The organism is Bradyrhizobium sp. RDI18 (assembly GCF_043203335.1).
Taxonomy (GTDB): Bacteria; Pseudomonadota; Alphaproteobacteria; order Rhizobiales; family Xanthobacteraceae; genus Bradyrhizobium; species Bradyrhizobium retamae.
Genome location: NZ_JBICRN010000008.1, coordinates 5,874,994 through 5,893,101 on the forward strand (window position 1 = coordinate 5,874,994; position 18,108 = coordinate 5,893,101).

The window sequence follows — 18,108 nt, forward strand, 5'->3', positions numbered from 1 at the left end:
CTACTGCTGCTGATGAGCTCGTTGACAAGGGACGTGCTTCAAAATAACCCTCCCTGTCAAGATGTGGAATTAAATTTCGCAGTGCGAAATTGATGTAACCGTAGCTACTCAACGCAAGTTGGGCGGCATCCAAGAACAAACGATCCAGGGAGAGTCCCGTGAGCGAAGTGGTAAAACTCGAGCGTCATGACGTCATCGCCATCGTCACGGTCAACAGTCCTCCCGTCAACGCGCTGAGTGCCGCGGTGCGCGGCGGCATCTTCGAATGCATGAAGAGCGCGATCGCGGATCCGGAAGTGAAGGCGATCGTGCTGACCTGCGCCGGCCGCACCTTCATCGCCGGCGCCGACATCACCGAGTTTGGCAAGCCGCCGAAGCCGCCGGGCCTGGCCGAGGTGCTTGATCTCATGGAGAAGTCGCCGAAGCCGATCATTGCTGCCATTCACGGCACGGCGCTCGGTGGCGGTCTCGAAGTCGCGCTGGCATGCCACTATCGCGTCGCCACCAAAGACGCTCGCCTCGGCCTGCCCGAGGTGAAGCTCGGCCTGCTGCCGGGCGCCGGCGGCACCCAGCGCCTGCCGCGCGCGGTCGGGCCCGAGCTGGCGGTTAAGATGATCGTCAGCGGCGATCCGATCGGCGCGGCGGAGGCGCTCAAGAACGGCCTGATCGAGGAGATCGTCGAGGAGCCGGCGTCGGGTGGCGAATCCTTTGCGCTGAAGGTGCTTGCGGAGAAGCGCCCGCTGCGCAAGCTGCGCGACGATGACTCAAAGCTCGCTGCCGCCAAGGCCGACATCTCGATCTTTACCAACGCCGTCGCCGCATTGACCAAGAAGGCGCGCGGGTTGGAAGCGCCGTTTGCCGCGGCCGATGCGGTGCGCGCCGCGATCGAGCTGCCGTTCGACGAAGGATTGAAGAAGGAGCGTGAAGGTTTCCTCAAGCTGGTCGCCAGCGACCAGTCCAAGGCGCAGCGTTACGCCTTCTTCGCTGAGCGCGAAGCCGCCAAGATCGCCGGCGTGCCTGATGGCACCAAGCCGCGCCCGGTCGAACGCGTCGCCATTATCGGCGCCGGCACCATGGGCGGCGGTATCGCGATGTCCTTTGCCAATGCCGGTATCCCGGTGACGCTGATCGAGACCGGCGAAGAGCAGCTCAAGCGCGGCATGGGCGTGATGCAGAAGAATTACGAGGCGACCGCGGCGCGCGGTGGCATCCCAGCGGATGCGCCGGCCAAGCGCATGGGCTTGATCGACGGCAAGGTCGGTCTCGAGCATGTCAAGGACGCTGACCTTGTGATCGAAGCGGTGTTCGAGACCATGGCGGTCAAGAAGGAAGTATTCGAGGCGCTCGACAAATACGCCAAGCCCGGCGCCGTGCTGGCCTCCAACACCTCGTATCTCAACATCGACGAGATCGCGAAGGTGACGAAGCGTCCGCAGGACGTGCTCGGCATGCATTTCTTCTCGCCGGCCAACGTGATGAAGCTGTGCGAGATCGTCCGTGCCGACAAGACCGCGCCGGATGCGCTGACGACGGCGGTGTCGATCGCGCGCAAGATCGCAAAGGTGCCGGCCGTGGTCGGCGTCTGTGACGGCTTTGTCGGTAACCGCATGCTGGCCCAGCGCGGCAAGCAGTCGGAGAAGCTCCTGTTCGAAGGCGCGTTGCCGCAGCAGGTCGACGCCGTGGTGACGAAATTCGGCATGCCGATGGGTCCGTTCGCGATGAGCGATCTCGCCGGCCTCGATATCGGCTGGCGTTCGCGAAAAGACCGCGGCATCAAGTCGGAAATCGCCGACGCGCTGTGCGAGGCCGGCCGCTTCGGCCAGAAGACCGGCAAGGGCTACTACAAATATGAAGGCGGCTCGCGCGCGCCGCTGCCCGATCCCGACGTCGAGAAGCTGATCGACGAGACGCTGCAGCGTCTCGGCCGCAAGAAGCGCGTCGTCAGCGATGACGAGATCCTCGAGCGCATGATGTACCCGATGATCAACGAGGGTGCGCGCATTCTGGAGGAAGGCATCGCGGCGCGGCCGAGCGACATCGACGTGATCTGGCTCTATGGCTATGGCTGGCCGATCTATCGCGGCGGCCCGATGTTCTATGCCGACCAGGTCGGGCTGAAGCATATTGCCGACCGGCTGTCGTACTATGCCAAGGAGACCAACGATCCCTCGCTCGAGCCGGCCCCGCTGCTCAAGCGCCTCGCCGCCGAAGGCAAGACCTTTGCGTCGCTGGCCGCGCAGTCGAAGGCGGCTTGATGGTCGTTCTCGGCACGGTCTCTCCGTTCCCTCCCCCTTGCGGGGGAGGGCCAGGAGGGGGGTAGCCGCATCGGGACTGCCCGTGTGGACCCCCTTCCCCGACCCTTCCCCGCAAGGGGGAAGGGAGCGCATGGTCCTGTGCTCACCTTACATAGTGCAAATCGCGCATGACCCATCCCGGCGAGCAGTTCTATCCGGAAGGCGTCCGCTGGGACGAGCCGATCGCACGCGGCACGCTGCCTGATCTACTGTCGACGGCCGCCGCCGAGTTCGGCTCGCGGCCGGCGATCGAATTCCGCGACCGGCCGATCAGCTACGGCGAACTTGAGGCATTGGTGGAAACCGCCGCCAGCGCCTTCCTCCGCGCGGGGTACGGCAAGAACAGTTCGGTCGCGCTGTTCCTCGGCAATTCGCCCGATCACCCGATCAATTTCTTCGGCGCACTGAAGGCCGGCGCCCGCGTCGTGCATCTGTCGCCGCTCGATGGCGAGATCGCGCTGTCGCACAAGCTCACGGATTCGGGCGCGCGCGTGCTGGTGACCAGCAATCTGTCGGCGCTGTTGCCGACTGCGCTGAAATTTCTCGCTCACGGACTGCTCGATCGCCTGATCGTTTGCGAAGACGATCATTGGGGCAAGGTCGGGACACAGCAAGCGGCGTTGCCCGATAATCCGAAGATCGTCACCTACAAAAAATTCACTGACGGTGCAGCAAAACCGGCGCAATGGCCCGCGATCTCGGCCGACGACGTCGCGTTGCTGCAATACACCGGCGGCACCACCGGATTGCCGAAGGGCGCGATGCTCAGCCACGGCAATCTGACGTCGGCGGTGTCGGTCTACGACGTCTGGGGCAGGCCGTCGCGCGCCGAGCGCAATGCGGTCGAACGCGTGATCTGCGTGCTGCCGCTGTTCCATATCTACGCGCTGACGGTAGTGCTGCTCTCCGCAATCCGGCGCGGTCATCTGATCTCGCTGCATCAGCGTTTCGACGTCGAGGCCGTGATGCGCGATATCGAGATCAAGCGTGCTACCGTTTTCCCCGGCGTGCCGACCATGTGGATCGCGATCGCAGCTCTGCCGGACCTCGACAAGCGCGATCTGTCTTCGCTGGTCAGCGTTGGCTCGGGCGGTGCACCGCTGCCGGTCGAAGTCGCGCGGATCCTGGAGCAAAGGGTCGGCATGAAGCTGAAGAGCGGTTGGGGCATGACCGAGACTTGCTCGCCCGGCACCGCACACCCGAAGGAGGGGCCCGATAAGCCAGGCTCGATCGGCCTGATGCTGCCCGGCATCGAGATGGACGTGGTGTCGCTGGATGATCCGACCAAATTGATGCCGGTGGGCGAAACCGGCGAAATCCGCATCCGCGGTCCGAACGTCACCAAGGGATACTGGAACCGGCCGAAGGAAACCGCGGAAGCCTTTGTCGGCGACCGTTTTCTCACCGGTGATATCGGCTACATGGACGCCGATGGCTATTTCTATCTGGTCGACCGCAAGAAGGACATGATCATCTCCGGCGGCTTCAACGTCTATCCGCAGATGATCGAGCAGGCGATCTACACGCATCCTGCCGTGCAGGAAGTGATCGTGATCGGCATTTCGGACGATTACCGCGGCGAGGCCGCAAAAGCCTTTATCAAGCTGCGCGCGGACGCCAAGCCGTTCACGCTGGATGAACTGCGTGCCTTCCTCACCGGCAAGCTCGGCAAGCACGAGCTGCCGACTGCCGTCGAGTTCGTCACGGAATTGCCGCGCACGCCGGTCGGCAAGCTGTCGCGCCACGAATTGCGCATGCAGCAAGCTTCGCCGCAGGGTGCTTCAGTTAAACAAGTCGCAACAGGAGGCGGTTACTAACTCCGCTGTCGTCCCGGCCAAGCGAAGCGCGAGCCGGGACCCATACGCCGCGGCCCTTGTTCGGGGCAGTCTGGGAGACGGCCTTCTGTAGTGGTTATGGGTCCCTGCGTTCGCAGGGACGAAGAAACAGAGAGTTCGCGTTACTTAAGAGTCTAATTCACAGGAGGATCCGATGGATCTCGCTTTCAGCAAGGAAGAAATCGCGTTTCGTGAAGAAGTGAGAGCCTTCTTCAGGGACAACGTACCGCCGGAAACGCGGCGCAAGATGGTCGAGGGCCGTCACCTCTCCAAGGACGAGATGGTCGCCTGGTGGCGCATCCTGAACAAGAAGGGCTGGGGCGTCTCGCACTGGCCGAAGGAATATGGCGGCACCGGCTGGAGCTCGGTGCAGCAGTACATTTTCAACGAAGAGCTGCAGATGCATCCAGCGCCGGCGCCGCTCGCCTTCGGCGTCAGCATGGTCGGCCCGGTCATCTACACTTTCGGCAACGAGAAGCAGAAGCAGCATTATCTGCCGCGCATCGCCAATGTCGACGACTGGTGGTGCCAGGGCTTCTCGGAGCCGGGCTCGGGGTCTGACCTCGCCTCGCTGAAGACCAAGGCCGAGCGCAAGGGCGACAAGTACATCATCAACGGCCAGAAGACCTGGACCACGCTGGCCCAGCACGCCGACATGATCTTCTGTCTGTGCCGCACCGACACGTCAGCGAAGAAGCAGATGGGCATCTCCTTCATCGTGTTCAGCATGAAGTCGAAGGGCGTCACCGTGCGTCCGATCGAGACCATCGACGGCGGCCACGAGGTCAATGAAGTATTCTTCGACGACGTCGAGGTGCCGGTCGAGAACCTGATCGGCGAGGAGAACAAGGGCTGGGATTACGCAAAATTCCTGCTCGGCAACGAGCGCACCGGCATTGCCCGCGTCGGCGTCTCCAAGGAGCGGCTGCGCCGCATCAAGGAGCTCGCCTCCAAGGTCGAACAGAACGGCAAGCCGGTACTGGAAGACCAGGGTTTCCGCGAGAAGCTGGCGGCCTGCGAGATCGAGCTGAAGGCGCTCGAACTGACGCAGCTCCGCGTCGTCGCCGACGAGGGCAAGCACGGCAAGGGCAAGCCCAACCCGGCGTCTTCGGTGTTGAAGATCAAGGGTTCGGAAATCCAGCAGACCACCACCGAACTTCTGATGGAAGTGATCGGCCCGTTCGCCGCGCCTTACGACGAGCATGGCGACGACGCCTCCAACGAAACCATGGACTGGACCGCCCAGATCGCGCCCAGCTACTTCAACAACCGCAAGGTCTCGATCTACGGTGGTTCCAACGAGATCCAGCGCAACATCATCACCAAGGCGGTGCTGGGGCTTTAGTGTCGCAATGACGCGACCGCACATACCGTCGTCATGGCCGGGCTTGACCCGGCCATCCACGTCTTGACGCAAAGAAAGCAAGACGTGGATGCCCGGGACAAGCCCGGGCATGACAGAGAAATTTGGTTAGCCGGAGAAAGTAACGAACATGGATTTTGATTTGTCCGAGGAGCAGCGGCTTCTCAAGGAAAGCATCGACGGTCTGTTGACCGATTCCTACGATTTCGATGCGCGCAAGAAGTACCAGAAGGAGAAGGGCGGCTGGAGCAAGGCCGTCTGGGGCAAGCTCGCCGAGCAGGGTTTGCTGGGCCTGCCGTTCGCGGAAGCCGACGGCGGCTTCGGCGCCGGCGCGGTCGAGACCATGATCGTGATGGAAGCGCTCGGCAAGGCGCTGGTGCTTGAGCCGTATCTCGCCACCGTCGTGATCGGCGGCGGCTTCCTGCGCCATGGCGGCTCGGCCGAGCAGAAGGCCGCTCATATTCCCGGCATCATCGACGGCAGCAAGACCTTTGCTTTCGCGCAGCTCGAGAAGAACTCGCGCTACGATCTCGCCGACGTCTCGACCACGGCCAAGAAGAAGGGCGGGGCTTACGTGGTCGACGGTGAAAAATTCGTCGTGCTCAACGGCGAGAATGCCGACACCCTGATCGTGACCGCGCGTACCAAGGGCAGCCGGCACGACAAGACGGGCATCGGCGTGTTCCTCGTGCCGGCCAATGCCAAGGGTGTCACCCGCAAGGGCTATCCGACCCAGGACGGGCTGCATGCCGCCGACATCACCTTCACCGGCGTCGAGGTTGGCAGCGACGCCGCGATCGGCGATCCCGAGAACGGCTTGCCGCTGATCGAGCGCGTGGTCGATGAAGCCCGCACCGCGATGTGCGCGGAAGCCGTCGGTGCGATGGATGAATCGCTGAAGACGACCGTCGAGTACCTCAAGACGCGAAAACAGTTCGGCGTTCCGATCGGCAGCTTTCAGACCCTGCAGCATCGCGCCGCCGACATGTTCGTCGCCCTCGAACAGGCCCGCAGCATGTCGATGTTCGCGACCATGGCGGCCGATTTCGAAGACGCCAAGGAGCGCGCGACCGCGGTTGCCGCTGCAAAGGTGCAGATCGGGAAGTCCGGAAAATTCATCGGCCAGCAGTCGATCCAACTCCACGGCGGCATCGGCATGACCCAGGAAGCCAAGATCGGCCACTACTTCAAGCGCCTGACCATGATCGAGAATATGTTTGGTGATACCGATTACCATCTCCGCCGCGTCGCGGAAGGTGGGCTGGTGTAACGCATTCGCCGTAGGTCACGCGACCGCGGCCATACGAAAGTCTTCATGCCCGGGCTTGTCCCGGGCATCCACGTCTTGGCGGCCAAGGAAGTCGGGGATGGCCGGGTCAAGCCCGGTCATGACGGGTAGAGAACGGCAAGCGAAAACAACAAAAGGGAGCACGCGTAGTGAAAAACACCCCGTTCGATCTCACCGGCAAGGTCGCCGTCGTCACCGGCTCCAGCCGCGGCATCGGCCGTTCCTCCGCCGAACTGCTCGCAAAACTCGGGGCCAAGGTCGTGATCTCCAGCCGCAAGGCGGACGCCTGCCAGGAAGTGGCCGAAGGCATCAAAAAAGCCGGCGGCGACGCCCATGTCATCCCCTGCAATATCTCGCGCCGCGAGGAAGTCGAGGCGCTGATATCGGGCACGACAAAGCACTACGGCAAGGTCGATATCCTCGTCTGCAACGCCGCGGTGAACCCCTATTACGGTCCGCTGCTCGATATCAAGGACGAGGCCTTCGACAAGATCATGGGCAGTAACGTCAAGAGCAACATCTGGCTCTGCGCGCTGGCGATCCCGCAGATGGCGGAGCGCGGCAACGGCTCGGTGGTGATCATCTCGTCCATCGGCGGCATGCGTGGCTCCACCGTGATCGGCGCCTACGGCATTTCGAAAGCGGCGGATTTCGCACTCTGCCGCAGCCTTGCCGGCGAATGGGGCCCAAAGGGCGTCCGCGTCAATTGCGTCGCGCCCGGCCTCGTCAAAACCGATTTCGCCCGCGCGCTGTGGGAAGTCGCCGACCTCCTCAAACGCCGCACCGCCACCACGCCGCTGCGCCGGATCGGCGAGCCAAATGAAATCGCAGGCGCCGTGGCGTACCTCGCCTCCGATGCCTCCACCTTCATGACCGGCCAGACCATCGTGGTGGACGGCGGTGTAACGACAGCGGCGACGTGATTGATCTTACCCTCCCCTGGAGGGGGAGGGTCGTATCGCATCGCGCGAAGCAAGATGCGATACGGGGTGGGGTGACAGTCTTTCCATTGAGGCGGTGGTGCGTGTGGAGAGATCACCCCACCCCGTCTCACATTTCGCTGCGCTCAATGTGAGCCGACCCTCCCCCTCCAGGGGAGGGTGAGCGCGCCCCCGCTCTGTCCGCAACTTGACCTTCGCCTCCCAATCGGATTGCCTCTCCGCAACCAACAATCCTTCGGGGAAGCAGCGTCATGTCCTTTGTGCTGGCCATCGATCAGGGCACCACGTCCTCGCGCGCCATGGTGTTTCGCAGCGATATTTCCATTGCGGCAACGGCGCAGCAGGAATTCCCGCAGCATTTCCCGGCGTCGGGCTGGGTCGAGCACGAGCCGGAGGACATCTGGACCTCGACGTTACAGGTCTGCCGCGAGGCGCTGGAAAAGGCCGGACTAAAAGCGCAGGACATCGCCGCGATCGGCATTACCAACCAGCGCGAGACCACGGTGGTGTGGGACCGCGCCACGGGGCAGGCGGTGCACCGCGCCATTGTCTGGCAGGACCGCCGCACCGCGGACATCTGCGCCAGGTTGAAGAGCGAAGGCCATGAGCCCACGATCTCGGCCAAGACCGGCCTGATCATCGATCCCTATTTTTCGGGGACAAAAGTTGCCTGGATCCTCGATCACGTCCCGGGCGCGCGCGAACGCGCCGGCCGCGGTGAACTGATGTTCGGCACCGTCGATTGCTATCTGTTATGGCGGCTGACCGGCGGCAAGGTGCACGTCACCGACGCCACCAACGCCTCGCGCACGCTGCTGTTCAACATCCACACCGGCGACTGGGACGACGAGCTCTTGAAAATCCTCCGCGTGCCGCGCTCGATGCTGCCCGAGGTCAAAGATTCTTCCGCCAAGTTCGGCGAAACCGTGCCCGACCTGTTCGGCGGCTCGATCGCCATCTCCGGCATCGCCGGCGACCAGCAGGCCGCAACCATCGGCCAGGCCTGCTTCACGCCCGGCATGATCAAATCGACCTACGGCACCGGCTGCTTTGCGCTGCTCAACACCGGCACCACGCCGGTGGCCTCCAAAAACAAGCTGCTCACCACCATCGCCTATCAATTGAACGGCAAACGCACCTATGCCCTCGAAGGCTCGATCTTCGTCGCGGGCTCGGCGGTGCAATGGCTGCGCGACGGCCTCGGCATCATCAAGCAGGCATCCGAAACCGGCCCGCTCGCCGACAAGTCCGATTCCATGCAGAGTGTCTATCTAGTACCCGCCTTCGTCGGCTTAGGGGCTCCGTACTGGAATCCGCGCGTCCGTGGTGCGCTGTTCGGCCTGACCCGCAACACCGGTCCGGCCGAACTCGCGCATGCCGCCCTCGAAAGCGTCTGTTACCAGACCTTCGACCTCTGGGCCGCGATGCGCGCCGACTGGCCGGACGCAACCGCCGCCAACATCGTGCTCCGGGTCGACGGCGGCATGACCGCGTCGGACTGGACCATGCAGCGGCTGGCAGACTTGCTGGATGCGCCGGTCGACCGGCCGAAGATCCAGGAGACCACAGCGTTAGGCGCCGCCTATCTCGCCGGGCTGAACGCCGGCGTCTACCCCGAGCCCGCAAAATTCGCCGACAACTGGCGGCTCGAACACCGCTTCAAGCCGGCGATGAGCAAGGCGACGCGCGAGCGGAAGCTGGCGGGTTGGGCGAGGGCGGTAAAGGGCGTGCTGGCAAGCGATGAAGGGGAGTGACGTCAGTTGATCGTGCCCGATGGCTATTCGGACGTTCCCGCCGGCAAGATCGCGGCCGTCGTCACGCATCTGGAGATGACTGAACGACCCGCGCTGCGTTCCGATCCGCCCCGAGCCTGGTCGCTGCGTCAGGTGGAGATACCGCCGCTCGATTGGTTTCGCGATCTCTATCGTCGCGTCGGCGAGGAATGGCTGTGGTTCTCGCGAATGCAGATGCCCGACGCCGAACTCGCGGCACGGCTCCATTCGCCGCAGCTCGAAGTGTACGCGCTGGTCGATAACGGCTGCGACGAGGGATTGTTGGAGCTGGATTTTCGCGAGCCCGGCCAATGCGAGATCGGCATGTTCGGCGTCACCGCAAAACTGGTCGGCACCGGCGCCGGCCGCTGGCTGATGAATCGCGCGCTGGAGCTCGCATGGTCGCGACCGATCAACCGCGTCTGGCTGCACACCTGCACCTTCGATCACCCCACCGCGCTCGCCTTCTACCAGCGCTCGGGCTTTCGCGCGTTCCGACGGCAGATCGAGGTCGTCGACGATCCGCGGCTCGACGGCACCGCGCCGCGCGATGTGGCGAAGCATGTGCCGGTGATTGAGTAGTAGGGAGGAACTATGCCGGGTTTTTCGCTTGATTTACCGGCGGACTTCGCGGACTACGAATGGGAAGTCGAGACCAAAGGTTGGTTTTGCGAAGCACGGATCATTGTTTCAGGGAAGCGATATCGCTTGAACTTCTACGACCCCGTGCGCCTCGGCCAGGAGATAGAAAGCGAGCTTCAGCGTGGCGGCGCGCTTTTTTGAGCCGAACTTGGTGATTGTTCAATCCGTAACAAGAGCAAATATGGAGCGAGCTGCGGTCCTGTTGGCGCAGTCAGGTCGGGTGGCCGGCCTTGTAGAGGAATAGCGTAACGTAATGTCTGAGGAGCCCGAATTGCACCAGATGTTTCCGTGACCTCAAAACATTTCCTGCTTCACTCTTGCCAGCGAGAACCCGCGTCGGTCCGTGTTGAAGCAGGTCACGCCCGCCTGCTCCGACTTGCACGTAAATCCCCCGCGCTGCCACACCTCGCCATAGCCCAGCACCGGCAGTGATTTGTCCATCACGGTGTCACCATGGCAGATGCGGGCGACGGGGCCTTTGGCGTTCATCTCGAAGGCTTGCCCGTAATCGAGGTCGCAATCGGCAGGCCGCCGCGGCTTGGTTTCCATTGCGGCGATGTCGCAGCGGAGCACGTTCTGCTTGTCGTAGTCGAAATACTGGCAGGCGATGTTTTTGGAGGGCGACTGGAAGCCGGTGGGGCCGGATTGGGCGTGGGCTGGACATGAAGTGATGATGAGCAATCCGATGAGGATTGACAGATGTCGCATGTCTTGTTCCCCAGTCGTCACCCGCGAAGGCGGGTGATCCAGATGCTATGAGGGGGTGGCGGCAGGGTCAGCGGCGGCGAGGGTATCGACACCTCGGGCGCCGTGGTCACGCAATGGAGCACCCCATGTCGCAACCGTTTGACGTCAGCAGGTCCCTCACCGCCTTCGAGCAGGATAACACACTCGTTGCAGTTATCGAGATGAGCCAGTCGAAGTGGCTGGTTGCAGCTATGATCCCCGGTGTCACACGCCGGCCGCTGAAGAAGCTTGATGCAGACGCGAACGCTCTGCTGAAGCTGCTGCAGCGCTGGTGCGAGGAAGCGCACAAGGCGGGACGTGCGATCAAGCAGATCGTCTGCGCCTATGAGGCTGGACGGGATGGATTCTGGCTGGCCCGCTGGCTGCAGGCCCGCGCCATCGAAGCTTATGTCATCCATCCTGCGAGCATCGCGGTGTCTCGCGAGCACCGGCGTGTCAAAAGCGATCGGATCGACACGGAACTGCTGATGCGTTCGCTGCTGGGTTGGCTGCGTGGTGAGAAGCGCCATTGCAGCATGGCCACGATCCCGACCATGGCGGAAGAAGACGCTCGACGACCGGGCCGCGAGCGGGAGAGCCTGGTGAGCGAGCAGACGCGGATCGTCAACCGGGTCAAAGCCGTCCTCGCCTTGTTCGGCATCGGCGGGTTCAATCCGAGGCTTCGCAAGGCGGCGCAGCAACTGGAGACACAGCGTACCGCGGAAGGAACGCCGCTGCCGGACAATGCCAGGGCGGAACTGCGCCGCGATCTGGAGCGGCTATGCCTGGTGCGCGACCAGATCCGCGCCATCGAAAGCGCACGGCTGCAGCGCCTCACCGCTGCGCCGGCCACATCTCAAGGACCCCATGCGATGGTTCGTCTGATCGCAAGGGTTCTGGGCATTGCCATCGAGACCGCCGACATGCTGGTGAATGAGATTCTGTCGCGCAATCTGCGCGATCGCAGAGCTGTCGCGCGCTATGCCGGGCTGACCGGCGCGCCGGACGAGAGCGGTCAGCGCCGGCGCGAGAAGGACTGGCCCGCGCCGGCAACGGCCGGGTTCGCCGGGGGATGATCCAACTGGCCTGGCGCTGATCTTTCAGAAGGGCAGCCGGCTCGCCAACTGGTTCCGTGAGCGCACCGCCGATGGCCGACGCACCACGCGCAAGACCATGATCGTGGCACTAGCGCGTAAGCTACTCATCGCCCTGTGGCGGCTGGTGACCACCGGTCAGGTGACGGAGGACATCAAGTTGCGTCCCGTCGGCACCTGACCGTGCAGCTTCCCTTAACCCCACACCACTGACGGTTTGGCAGCCCGGCTTGCGGTCTGCCAACGGCATCCGAGGTGGCGATGATCCGCAGGAATACATGGCCTTTGCGCCGCGACCCAGAATGGACCCGCCGCCCCGGAGCTCGCCCCGATGCGCATGCATGCATCATGGTTCTGATCCCGATCGATCAACCGAATACAAGTCTGCGACGCGATATCGCGTCCAAGGCGGCTCGCCTCGGAAGTCGTCCTCATCTCGCCATCGACATCTCCGCGTGCCGACCTCAAGCCTGCCGCCAAGCTCGCGACCGTCAAGGGCTGCGTCGCTACGCGATGGCCTCCGGCCACCCTTGACGGTCGCTGCGCCAAGGCGGACAGCCCGTCTTGAGGTCGGCCCGCGGAGATGTCGGCCTCCCTCGGAGATCAACGCAATGACCTAGCAACGACGACCATTGACCAGGCCCATACAAGTATTCCAGAGACGGCGGTGATAAAACCGAACGGCTGCGGCGTACTGGATACCCCGCTTTCGCGGGGTATGACAGTCCGTTAAACTGGCGATTCCGTCCGCCCCCAGAGTGGTGAAATCAAATGATCCTGATCGGCCAATACGACTCCCCCTTTGTCCGCCGCGTCGCCATCGCCATGCGGCTCTACGGCATCGCGTTCGAGCACAAGCCGTGGTCTACCTTCGGCGATGCCGACAAGATCGCGCCGTATAATCCGCTGCGGCGGGTGCCGACGCTGGTGCTGGATGACGGCGAGGCGCTGATCGAAAGCGCGATGATCCTGGATTATCTCGACGATCGCGTCGGTTCCGAAAGAGCGATGATCGCGCGGAGCGGCGAGGCGCGGCGGCGGCATTTGCGGATTTGCGCGCTGGCGATGGGGCTCGGCGACAAGGGCGTCAGCCTGCTGTACGAGCGCGTGCTGCGCAAGGACAAGCAACTCGATCTCTGGGTCGAGCGCTGCAAGTCGCAGATCGCGAGCGTGCTGGAGGTGCTGGAGAAGGAGCGCGCGGCGGTCAAGACGCCGTATTGGTTCGGCGAAAACATCGGCCATGCTGATATCGCGGTCGCCTGCGTGCTGCGTTTCGTCGGCGAGGCGCATCCGGAGCTGTTCGACGCCAGCTATCGGGCGCTGAAAGCGCATTCCGCCACTTGCGAGGCGCTGCCGCCGTTTAAGGAAATCGTGCAGCCGCTGGCGCCGCCGAGCGGCGATTGAGTTGGACGGGGCCGCGCCCGGCCAAGGCCGCGGAGCCAGCCCGATCGTACTTTGCATGGGGTTGTTTTCGCTTTTTTGGCCGGGTGCTGCGCGTCCGGGGAGTCGTGCCGCTGGGCGGCCAGCCGCGTTTTCACACCTTCTGCCGCATCGCCTCCGGCGTGTCCGGCTGCGCCAGCGGATTGGCTTTTTCAAATTCCGGCAGCGCCATCGCGGTCTCGAAGATGCGCTTCACGGTCGGATAGGTCGCCAGATTGACCTGCTGGTTCAGCGCAGCGGTGACATGGCCGACCATGCAGATGTCGGCGATGGTCGGCGCATCGCCATGGCAGAATTTGCCGGTGTCCTTGTGGTCGGCAAGATGTCCCTCCAGCGCTGCCAGCGTCTCGGCGATCCAATGCCGCCGCCACGCCGCCTGCTGCGTGTCGCGCAGATTCAGCTCGTGGTCGAGATAGCGCCGCACCCGCGGCGTCAGCAGCGGGTGGCCCTCGCACGCCACCATCAGCGCCAGCGCGCGGACGCGGGCGCGGCCGGCGAGGTCGGAGGGCAATAGCGGCGGGGAGGGATATTTCTCGTCGAGATATTCGAGAATGGCGAGCGACTGGAACAGCGTGGTGCCGTCATCTTCCACCAGCGCCGGCAGCGCCATCTGCGGGTTGATCCGGCGATACTCGGGATCGCGATGCGCGTTGGCGTCGATGTCGACGAAGATCACCTCGGCCGGAACATTTTTCAGGTTGAGCGCAATGCGAACGCGAAAGCTCGCCAGCGATCGCCAGAAGGAGAAGAATTTCATGGGGGCTCCACGCACGCGTCATGCGCGGGCTTGACCCGCGCATCCATCCATCTTCGTGAGATGGATCACCGGGTCAAGCCCGGTGATGACGAGTTAAGCCCCGACCGCCTTCTTCCGCCAGGCCAGGTGCACCGCGCAGGTGCAGCCGGGCGGATGCGAGGCGACATCGTTGGCGGGGACGATCTCCGCCACCGGTGCCTTCGCCGCCGCCTGTTCCTGCGACGGAATGTAGTTCAGCACCGGGGCCAGCCAGCGCTCGGTCTCGGTGACGCTCATGCTCTTGCGTGCGGCATAGTCCTCGACCTGGTCGCGCTCGATCTTGCCGACGCCGAAATAGAAGCTTTCGGGATGGGAGAAGTAAAGTCCTGATACCGACGAGCCCGGCCACATCGCAAAGCTCTCGGTCAGCTTCACGCCGGCTGTCTTTTCCGCATCGAGCAGGCGGAACAGCGTCGCCTTCTCGGTGTGATCGGGCTGCGCGGGATAGCCGGGCGCCGGGCGGATGCCGGCATATTGCTCGAGGATCAACTGGTCGGAGGTCAGCGCCTCGTCCGGCGCATAACCCCAGAATTCCTTGCGGACGCGCTGATGCATACGCTCGGCGAAGGCTTCGGCGAGGCGATCGGCCAGCGCCTTGCAGAGGATCGAGGAGTAATCGTCATTGGCGTTCTTGAAGCGGTCGGCGACCGCGTCCTCGCCGATTCCTGCCGTGACGACAAAGCCGCCGATATAATCTGACACGCCGGATGACGCAGGCGCGATGAAGTCCGACAATGCGGCGTTGAAGCGGCCTTCGCGCTTCTCCAACTGCTGGCGCAGCGTATGGAACGTCGCGACCTTCTGCTTGCGGCTGTCGTCGGCATAAACCGCGATATCGTCTCCTTCCGCATTGGCCGGCCAGAAGCCGATCGTTGCACGCGCCGTGAACCATTTCTCCTTGATGATGCGGTCCAGCATCTTGCGTGCGTCGTCATAGAGCGAGCGCGCGACCTCGCCGATCTTGGGATCGTCGAGAATGGCCGGGAAGCGCCCGGTCAGCTCCCAGGTCTGGAAGAACGGCGTCCAGTCGATGTATTCAGCAAGCTCGGCCAGATCATAGGCGTCAAAATTCCTGAGCCCCAGGAACGATGGCTTCTTCGGCGGCGTTTTCACAAAGTCCGCCTTGACCGCATTGGCGCGGGCATCCGCCAGCTTCAGCCGCTTCTTGTCGGCCTGCGCGCGCAGATGCGCGGCCGAAATCTTGGCGTATTCGGCGCGGATGTCGGCGGCATAGGCCTCGCGCCTGTCCGGCGAGAGCAGCGAAGATGCCACACCCACCGCGCGGCTGGCATCGTTGACGTGCACCACCGGCCCGCCCTTGTAGTTCGGATCGATCTTCACGGCAGTATGGACCCGGCTGGTAGTGGCGCCGCCGATCAGCAGCGGCATCTTCATGCCCTGCCGCTCCATCTCGCCGGCCAGAAAACTCATTTCGTCGAGCGAGGGCGTGATCAGGCCCGATAGCCCGATGATGTCGGCGCCTTCGGCTTTTGCCGTCTCGATGATCTTGGTCGCCGGCACCATGACGCCGAGGTCGATCACCTCGAAATTGTTACATTGCAGCACGATGCCGACGATGTTCTTGCCGATGTCGTGGACGTCGCCCTTCACGGTGGCGAGCACGATCTTGCCGGCGGCGTTGCGGCCGTCGCCGGTGACGCCATTGGCGAGGTTGCGCGCCTTCTCCTCTTCCATGAACGGCATCAGATAGGCGACCGCCTGCTTCATCACGCGCGCCGATTTCACCACCTGCGGCAGGAACATTTTGCCGTCGCCGAAGAGGTCGCCGACGATGTTCATGCCCGCCATCAGCGGTCCTTCGATCACATTCAGCGGACGTTCGACCGTCAGCCGAGCGGCCTCGGTGTCTTCCTCGATGAATTCGGTGATGCCGTGCACCAGCGCGTGGCTCAGCCGCTTTTCGACCGACCACCCGCGCCAGGCGAGGTCCTGCTCTTTTGTCTGCTTCTCCTTGCCGCGGAATTTTTCCGCCAGCGCCAGCAACCGCTCGGACGCGCCGGCGTCGCGGTTGAGAATCACGTCCTCGCACACCTGGCGCAGCTCGGGATCGATATCGTCATAAACGATCATCTGCCCGGCATTGACGATGCCCATGTCCATGCCGGCATGGATGGCGTGATACAGGAACACCGAGTGCATCGCCTCGCGCACCGGCTCGTTGCCGCGGAACGAGAACGACAGGTTCGAGACGCCGCCGGAGACATGCGCGCCCGACAGGTTCGTCCGGATCCAGCGCGTTGCCTCGATGAAGTCGACGCCGTAATTATTGTGCTCGTCGAGGCCCGTCGCGATCGCAAAGATATTGGGGTCGAAGATGATGTCCTCGGGCGGAAAGCCGACCTCGTTTACCAGGATATCGTAGGCACGCTTGCAGATCTCGGTCTTGCGCGTGAACGTATCGGCCTGGCCGATCTCGTCGAACGCCATCACCACGACGGCCGCGCCATGACGGCGCGCGATGCGGGCCTCGTGGATGAACTTCTCCACGCCTTCCTTCATCGAAATCGAGTTCACCACCGGCTTGCCCTGAACGCATTTCAGGCCGGCTTCGATCACATGGAATTTCGAGGAATCGACCATCACGGGCACGCGCGCGATGTCGGGCTCGGCGGCGACGAGGTTGAGGAACGTCACCATCGCGGCTTCCGAATCCAGCAGGCCCTCGTCCATGTTGACGTCGATGATCTGGGCGCCGTTCTCGACCTGGTCGCGCGCCACCTGAAGGGCTGCGGTGTAATCGCCCGCGGTGATCAGCTTGCGGAATCTCGCTGAGCCCGTGACATTGGTGCGCTCGCCGACGTTCACGAACGGAATCGCCGGCGTCAGTTCGAACGGCTCCAGCCCCGACAGCCGCAGCCGGGGCTCGATCATGGGCACGATGCGCGGCTTGTGCGGAGCGACCGCGGCGGCAATCGCGGCGATATGGTCGGGCGTGGTGCCGCAGCAGCCGCCGACGATGTTGACGAGGCCGGCTTCGGCGAACTCGCCGATCAGCCGCGCCATGTATTCCGGCGTCTCGTCGTACTGGCCGAATTCGTTGGGCAGGCCGGCATTCGGATAGGCGCAGATAAGCGTGTCGGCCACGCGGCCGATATCGGCGATATGGGCGCGAAGGTCTTCCGCACCGAGCGCGCAGTTGAAGCCGACGGTAATCGGTTTGGCGTGGCGGATCGAATTCCAGAACGCTTCCGGCAATTGGCCGGAGAGCAGGCGGCCGGATTTGTCGGTGATGGTGCCGGAGATCATCACGGGCACGTCGATGCCGCGTTCCTCCGTGATCTCCGAAATCGCGTAAAGCGCCGCCTTGGCATTCAGCGTATCGAAAATGGTTTCGACCAGCAGCAGGTCGGCGCCACCGTCGAGCAGGCCGTTGACCTGTTCGCCATAGGCCTTGCGCAAATCGTCGAAGGTGACGGCGCGATAGCCGGGATTGGAAACGTCGGGCGAGATCGAGGCGGTGCGATTGGTCGGGCCCAGCGCCCCGGCAACGAAACGCGGCTTGCCGTCCTCTGCCGAGACGCGCATCGCCGCGGCGCGGGCGAGTTTTGCGCCGTCACGGTTCAGCTCATAGGCGAGGTCCGACATGTCGTAGTCGGCCTGCGCGATCGAGGTGGACGAAAACGTGTTGGTCGCGACGATGTCGGCGCCGGCGCGCAAGTACGCGGCGTGGATGTCCTCGATCGCCTCCGGCTGCGTCCAGAATCAGCAAGTCGTTGTTGCCTCTGACGTCGCGATGGAAGTCCTTGAAACGCTCGCCGCGAAACGCTGTTTCGTCGAACTGCAGGCCCTGGATCATGGTGCCCATGGCGCCGTCGAGCACCAGGATGCGTTCGCGGGCGGCGGCGAGCAGGGCAGTTCGCTTCGGCGAAACCTTCGGAATCGAAACGCTCATCGGA

The 18,108-nt window shown here is 63.5% G+C and carries 12 protein-coding genes and 1 pseudogene; 10 read left to right on the plus strand and 3 right to left on the minus strand.

The annotated features are described in order from the left end of the window. Positions 1-158 precede the first annotated feature (158 nt). The 8 genes from ACFXS9_RS37375 (at position 159) to ACFXS9_RS37410 (ending at position 10,276) form a co-directional block, all read left to right on the plus strand. Positions 159-2,255: a 3-hydroxyacyl-CoA dehydrogenase NAD-binding domain-containing protein gene (locus tag ACFXS9_RS37375; protein WP_392698208.1), complete on the plus strand. Its 2,097-nt coding sequence runs from the start codon at positions 159-161 to the stop codon at positions 2,253-2,255. 167 nt (positions 2,256-2,422) lie between these two features. Continuing rightward, on the plus strand, positions 2,423-4,111 hold the full coding sequence (pimA, locus tag ACFXS9_RS37380) for a dicarboxylate--CoA ligase PimA (protein WP_392698210.1): 1,689 nt from the start codon (positions 2,423-2,425) through the stop codon (positions 4,109-4,111). 172 nt (positions 4,112-4,283) lie between these two features. Continuing rightward, positions 4,284-5,474 carry a pimeloyl-CoA dehydrogenase large subunit gene (pimC, locus tag ACFXS9_RS37385; RefSeq protein WP_057841093.1) on the plus strand — a complete coding sequence of 397 codons (1,191 nt, stop codon included), beginning with the start codon at positions 4,284-4,286 and terminating at the stop codon, positions 5,472-5,474. A 148-nt stretch (positions 5,475-5,622) separates the two neighbouring features. Continuing rightward, positions 5,623-6,762: a pimeloyl-CoA dehydrogenase small subunit gene (gene pimD, locus ACFXS9_RS37390; RefSeq protein ID WP_392698212.1), complete on the plus strand. Its 1,140-nt coding sequence runs from the start codon at positions 5,623-5,625 to the stop codon at positions 6,760-6,762. 167 nt (positions 6,763-6,929) lie between these two features. Continuing rightward, entirely contained in the window at positions 6,930-7,703 is a 774-nt protein-coding gene (locus ACFXS9_RS37395) for an SDR family NAD(P)-dependent oxidoreductase (RefSeq protein ID WP_392698213.1), read from the plus strand. A gap of 269 nt (positions 7,704-7,972) precedes the next feature. Next, entirely contained in the window at positions 7,973-9,475 is a 1,503-nt protein-coding gene (glpK, locus tag ACFXS9_RS37400; RefSeq protein WP_392698214.1) for a glycerol kinase GlpK, read from the plus strand. Positions 9,476-9,481: 6 nt separating this feature from the next. Next, the gene (locus ACFXS9_RS37405) at positions 9,482-10,075 is read left to right on the plus strand and encodes a GNAT family N-acetyltransferase (RefSeq protein ID WP_392698216.1); all 594 of its coding nucleotides are present in this window, start codon (positions 9,482-9,484) and stop codon (positions 10,073-10,075) included. Between the two features lie 12 nt (positions 10,076-10,087). Then, complete coding sequence (locus ACFXS9_RS37410; protein WP_392698218.1) at positions 10,088-10,276, plus strand: hypothetical protein; 189 nt, start codon at positions 10,088-10,090, stop codon at positions 10,274-10,276. 153 nt (positions 10,277-10,429) lie between these two features. Here the strand turns inward: ACFXS9_RS37410 and ACFXS9_RS37415 are convergent, their stop codons facing one another. Beyond that, positions 10,430-10,843: a DUF6636 domain-containing protein gene (locus ACFXS9_RS37415; protein ID WP_392698219.1), complete on the minus strand. Its 414-nt coding sequence runs from the start codon at positions 10,841-10,843 to the stop codon at positions 10,430-10,432. 125 nt (positions 10,844-10,968) lie between these two features. Between ACFXS9_RS37415 and ACFXS9_RS37420 the strand changes: the two genes are divergently transcribed. Then, positions 10,969-11,937, plus strand: a complete 969-nt coding sequence (locus tag ACFXS9_RS37420) for an IS110 family transposase (protein WP_392698221.1) — start codon at positions 10,969-10,971, stop codon at positions 11,935-11,937. Positions 11,938-12,726: 789 nt separating this feature from the next. Further along, entirely contained in the window at positions 12,727-13,359 is a 633-nt protein-coding gene (locus ACFXS9_RS37425; protein ID WP_392698222.1) for a glutathione S-transferase family protein, read from the plus strand. A 130-nt stretch (positions 13,360-13,489) separates the two neighbouring features. Here the strand turns inward: ACFXS9_RS37425 and maiA are convergent, their stop codons facing one another. Together maiA and metH are read right to left on the minus strand one after the other, a co-directional pair. Continuing rightward, positions 13,490-14,152 (minus strand): maleylacetoacetate isomerase, encoded by a 663-nt coding sequence (gene maiA / locus ACFXS9_RS37430; protein WP_392698224.1) that lies wholly within the window; start codon positions 14,150-14,152, stop codon positions 13,490-13,492. A 93-nt stretch (positions 14,153-14,245) separates the two neighbouring features. Further along, positions 14,246-18,104: pseudogene (gene metH / locus ACFXS9_RS37435) on the minus strand (methionine synthase). Between the last annotated feature and the right edge of the window lie 4 nt (positions 18,105-18,108).

Coding starts and splice junctions, on each gene's coding strand:
- ACFXS9_RS37420 (WP_392698221.1), top strand. CDS start 10,969: ATGTCGCAACCGTTTGACGTCAGCAGGTCCCTCACCGCCTTCGAGCAG.
- ACFXS9_RS37415 (WP_392698219.1), bottom strand. CDS start 10,843: ATGCGACATCTGTCAATCCTCATCGGATTGCTCATCATCACTTCATGT.
- ACFXS9_RS37410 (WP_392698218.1), top strand. CDS start 10,088: ATGCCGGGTTTTTCGCTTGATTTACCGGCGGACTTCGCGGACTACGAA.
- maiA (WP_392698224.1), bottom strand. CDS start 14,152: ATGAAATTCTTCTCCTTCTGGCGATCGCTGGCGAGCTTTCGCGTTCGC.
- ACFXS9_RS37425 (WP_392698222.1), top strand. CDS start 12,727: ATGATCCTGATCGGCCAATACGACTCCCCCTTTGTCCGCCGCGTCGCC.
- glpK (WP_392698214.1), top strand. CDS start 7,973: ATGTCCTTTGTGCTGGCCATCGATCAGGGCACCACGTCCTCGCGCGCC.
- pimD (WP_392698212.1), top strand. CDS start 5,623: ATGGATTTTGATTTGTCCGAGGAGCAGCGGCTTCTCAAGGAAAGCATC.
- pimA (WP_392698210.1), top strand. CDS start 2,423: ATGACCCATCCCGGCGAGCAGTTCTATCCGGAAGGCGTCCGCTGGGAC.
- pimC (WP_057841093.1), top strand. CDS start 4,284: ATGGATCTCGCTTTCAGCAAGGAAGAAATCGCGTTTCGTGAAGAAGTG.